We start from the raw sequence: 1,211 nt of genomic DNA on the forward strand, positions 1-1,211 counted from the left end.
CCTCTACGGCGGCGAAGGTGATGACACGCTGGAGGGCGGTGCAGGTGATGACTATCTGCGCGGCGACAGCGGCAACGACACCTTGCGCGGCGGTGAAGGCAAAGACACCCTTGATGGCAGCTCGGGCGATGACACTCTTGAAGGCGGCACCGGCGATGACACCTTGACAGATACAAGCGGCGGCTCAGACACCTACCGCTACAATCTGGGCGATGGGGCCGATACCATCCACGAGGGCACAACCAGTTATAGCGAGATCGATACGCTTGTACTGGGTCCGGATGTGGATCAGGACGATGTGCGCTTTATCCGCGTGGAGGGCAGCAAGGATCTGCTGTTAAGCTTCTCGGACGGCGGCACTTTGTTGATCAAGGACCAGTACAAGCCGGCCGATGGTCAGCAGTCTTACCGCATCAAGGACCGCGGCATCGAAAAGGTGGTGTTTGCCGATGGCACCGAGCTGGACGCCAATGGCATCATTGACCGCACCAACCAGGACGCCTCTGAAGAGCGCGACTATCTGGTGGGCTCGGCGCTGGACAACACCATTCGCGGGCTTGGCGGCAATGACGTCATCTACGGGGAGGGCGGCAACGACACCCTTGAAGGCGGTGCAGGTGATGACAGCATCTTCGGCGGCAATGGGGATGACACCCTGCGCGGCGGCGAGGGCAAAGACACCCTCTACGGCGGCGAAGGTGATGACACTTATAAATACTACCTGAGTGATGGAAATAACACCATTATTGATGTCACAAGAATTCCGGCAGAAGTTGACAGGCTCGTTTTTGCAGACGGCATAGCTACTGACGACCTCCTGTTTAAGCTCGCAGAAAACAGCTCCGGACAATTGTACGACCTTGTGATATCTTTAAAGAATGGCAGTGAAATTCGCATTAACGATCAGTTTAGGCCTGACACGGGAACTACCAACTACGGGATTGAAGAGGTAGTATTTTCTGATGGATCCGTAATCAATGGAATGGGGATCCGTGAGCGTGTTTCTAAAGATGCCGGGGTTGATTTTTACGCTGACGCTATCAAAGGCAACGCAGAAGACAACACCCTTTATAGTGAGCGCGGTGAGGATACCCTTATCGGCGGACTTGGAGATGATCGCCTGGAAGGACAAGGGGGATCGGATGTCTATGTCTACAAATCCGGTGATGGAAATGACACGATCCTTGATGTCCAGTACTCATACCGTGATG

At 54.7% G+C, this 1,211-nt stretch carries 1 protein-coding gene; it reads left to right on the plus strand.

Features of this window, described 5'->3' with window-relative positions:
* A partial coding sequence (locus tag AYK82_RS14840) for a calcium-binding protein (protein WP_279626438.1) occupies window positions 1–1,211 on the plus strand: 1,211 nt, incomplete at both ends.

The organism is Polycladidibacter hongkongensis, assembly GCF_001561995.1.
Lineage (GTDB): Bacteria > Pseudomonadota > Alphaproteobacteria > Rhizobiales > Stappiaceae > Pseudovibrio > Pseudovibrio hongkongensis.